This is a genomic window from Bacillus sp. AY2-1, from assembly GCF_008368965.1.
GTDB lineage: Bacteria > Bacillota > Bacilli > Bacillales > Bacillaceae_G > Bacillus_A > Bacillus_A thuringiensis_S.
The window spans coordinates 1-2,883 of sequence record NZ_QPEL01000276.1; the positions used below are offsets into that span (position 1 = coordinate 1).

Sequence of the window (2,883 nt, forward strand, 5' to 3'; positions counted from 1 at the left end):
GTATTATTTATAGGTAAATTGAGTAGTAGTTTTCTAAGGTTAACCTAACAATAACTCTTTTATAAAAAGGATATATGTTGACTATTTTATTAATATATTAGATTACACATCAGGATATATTCTGTTTTTCGGTTTAATAGGAAAGCGGCTGCTCTGGATATACAAAAAATTATTTCCAAAGAAATATTATATAGGGATTTTTAGAGGGATTACATTTACATTTAGTTGTCTATTTTTATTTCTAGCAGCCGGGATTTGGTTTGTTGATTGGAACAAGTTGTTTTAAACAGTAACATGAGGGTTACTGTTTTTTTCTTTGTAGTAAAGAGCTTTGTAAAGAGAGCGCTTTTTGTTCTGTTGTTAATAAGGAATGAATATGAACGTTTTCTGGACGAGGGACTATCGGATACATAAGATTTGTTGGAGAAGGGTGGTGCTCCGAGCCGGTTGGAGAATGAGGATCTGCATGAGTAAGTTTTCCATGAATACGTCTTGTAAATAAAATATGACCGATTTCGTGAGCGAGCGTATATATATTTTTCATAGGGGCAGCCGAATTTGTTAAAACGATATAGCCAGTAAGTTGCTGTTGTTTTGCTAAAGAATAAGCGCAGGCAATTACTGCTGTTTCTTTGAAATAATCACTGCCAATATAACAAATATAAAGGTCGCATTCAGGAGCTTCATTTACACATGTTTGGAAAAAGGATGCCAACTTTTCTTGACTTTGAATGGAATTTTTATAACTGATTTCACGGTCAAAAAAACGGAAAAGTTCATTTAATACAATTACTTCTTGAATTTGAAATGTAATGGGGTGCCAAATTGATTCTGCAACAGCTAAATCTTTTGCGATGCGGTCATCAGAAATATCGGCGCCGGGAGTAATGCAAATACATATATTGACGTATGGATCCATAAGGAACACCTCAAATGAAAAAAGTTCTTCCTATAATATATGTGGGGAAAAGATGTCATGTATGGATAAACGCCTTCTTTATTGAATATATAGATGACAAGTCGAAAAAATTTCATAGTTCTATAACATGGTATGGTCGTCTTTTTGATATAGTAAAGGAAAGGGGGAGAATATATGTATACATTAAAAATCGTTTCAGACAGAGAAGCACTTTATCAATTTGCGAGTTATGTAAGAGTTGTACAAGGGGTTGAAGATGTATATGTAGAGGTGGGAGAACCTTTATATGAACATCCTTTAATGAAGTTTTATGTACATATTAAGCTGAAAGAAACATATGAGCAGCATAAAGCGTTACAGGAAATAGCAAGATTAGTAGAATTGGGTCGTTTTACATATGTCCATTATCGTAATGATGAAATTGAGGAAGCTTTTGAAGCTGTAAAATATGAAAGTTTTAAGAAATAAAGATGAAAAAACGGAGGCGAAAGCTTCCTTTTTTTCTTTAAAATTACATGAACAAAAAGAGAGAAATTTTGTTATGATAAGGGAGGTTAGGGAAAGGGGAATTTACATATGGGGTATATTGAAGAGTTACGAAAAGTCGTTGGTACAAGACCGCTTATTCTCGTAGGATCAGCAATCATTATATTAAATGATAAACAAGAAGTATTGCTTCAATATCGTTCAGATACATATGATTGGGGTGTACCTGGCGGGGCGATGGAACTGGGTGAAACGACAGAAGAAACGGCACGTAGAGAGTTATTTGAGGAAACGGGGTTAACTGCAAAAATAATGCAATTTCTTGGTGTTCTATCAGGAAAAGAAGTATATTTCCGTTATCCGAATGGCGATGAAATTTTCAATGTCATTCATCTGTATCAGGCACATCATGTGAGCGGGGAATTAAAGCTCGATCATGAAGGGTTGAAACTTCAATATTTTCCAGTAGATAAGTTGCCAAAATTGAATGAAACGACAGAGAAAATTTTGCAAAAGTTTTTATATGCACTGACAGAATAGAAGGTTAATTCCTTCTATTTTTATTATATGAAATATTTTGATTTTTTAGTATGTTTATAGTATGATAGTTATAGATATACATCTTATGGAATTTCACCTAAAAACTTACTAGGGTACATAAGAGAGGGGCAAGTACAAAATGCATAATGTTGTTATTACAGCTGCAGTTCGTTCGCCAATTGGAACTTTTGGAGGAGCGCTAAAAAATGTAACGCCAGTAGAATTAGCTGTTCCTGTACTTCAGGAAGCTGTAAAACGAGGCGGGGTAGAACCACATGAAGTTGATGAAGTAATTTTAGGTCATTGTATTCAAAGAACTGATGAAGCAAATACGGCGAGAACAGCTGCATTAGCGGCAGGATTTCCTGACACAGTTACGGGATATACAATCCAACGTCAATGTTCTTCAGGTATGCAAGCAATTATGTCAGCTGCAATGCAAATCCAATTAGGTGTAAGTGATGTTGTTGTTGCAGGTGGAGTAGAAGCGATGAGTTCGAGCCCTTATGCATTGAAACAGCACCGCTGGGGACAACGTCTACAGCACGGAGAAATTCGTGATACGGTGTGGGAAGTGTTAGAAGATCCGATTCACCATATTATGATGGGTGAAACAGCGGAAAATTTAGTTGAACAATATGAAATTACAAGAGAGGAACAAGATGAAGTTGCTCTTCGCAGTCATACATTGGCACTGAAGGCAATCGAGTCTGGACACTTTGACGATCAAATTGTTCCTATTACAATAAAAGAACGTAGAAAAGAAGTAGTATTTTCGAAGGATGAGCATCCACGTGCAGATATTACAGCGGAAAAATTAGCAGGGTTAAAACCAGCATTCCGTAAAGATGGGTCTGTAACTGCAGGTAATGCATCTGGCCTGAATGACGGAAGTGCAGTTCTAGTATTAATGAGCGAAGAAAAAGCAAAAGAAAAAG

Annotated in this window: 5 protein-coding genes; 4 read left to right on the forward strand and 1 reads right to left on the reverse strand. The window is 35.8% G+C overall.

Translation table 11 applies throughout. The features are described 5' to 3' along the window. The first annotated feature begins 61 nt into the window (after nucleotides 1–61). Entirely contained in the window at nucleotides 62–286 is a 225-nt protein-coding gene (locus tag DN403_RS32095) for a DNA-binding protein (protein ID WP_370541918.1), read from the forward strand. A gap of 15 nt (nucleotides 287–301) precedes the next feature. Here the strand turns inward: DN403_RS32095 and DN403_RS30325 are convergent, their stop codons facing one another. Continuing rightward, nucleotides 302–919: an ImmA/IrrE family metallo-endopeptidase gene (locus tag DN403_RS30325; protein ID WP_000371606.1), complete on the reverse strand. Its 618-nt coding sequence runs from the start codon at nucleotides 917–919 to the stop codon at nucleotides 302–304. Between the two features lie 174 nt (nucleotides 920–1,093). Between DN403_RS30325 and DN403_RS30330 the strand changes: the two genes are divergently transcribed. From DN403_RS30330 to DN403_RS30340, 3 genes are all read left to right on the forward strand, one after another. After that, nucleotides 1,094–1,387, forward strand: a complete 294-nt coding sequence (locus tag DN403_RS30330; protein ID WP_000288330.1) for a DUF3928 family protein — start codon at nucleotides 1,094–1,096, stop codon at nucleotides 1,385–1,387. Between the two features lie 108 nt (nucleotides 1,388–1,495). After that, a complete protein-coding gene (locus tag DN403_RS30335; protein WP_002005651.1) occupies nucleotides 1,496–1,945 on the forward strand; it encodes an NUDIX hydrolase in 450 nt (149 codons plus the stop codon). 139 nt (nucleotides 1,946–2,084) lie between these two features. Continuing rightward, nucleotides 2,085–2,883, forward strand: a 799-nt coding sequence (locus tag DN403_RS30340) for an acetyl-CoA C-acyltransferase (protein WP_149186093.1), incomplete at its 3' end; no start/stop codon positions are given.

Excerpts from the sequence above, each read along its gene's own strand:
- DN403_RS30325 (WP_000371606.1), bottom strand. The coding sequence starts at position 919 with ATGGATCCATACGTCAATATATGTATTTGCATTACTCCCGGCGCCGAT.
- DN403_RS30330 (WP_000288330.1), top strand. The coding sequence starts at position 1,094 with ATGTATACATTAAAAATCGTTTCAGACAGAGAAGCACTTTATCAATTT.
- DN403_RS30335 (WP_002005651.1), top strand. The coding sequence starts at position 1,496 with ATGGGGTATATTGAAGAGTTACGAAAAGTCGTTGGTACAAGACCGCTT.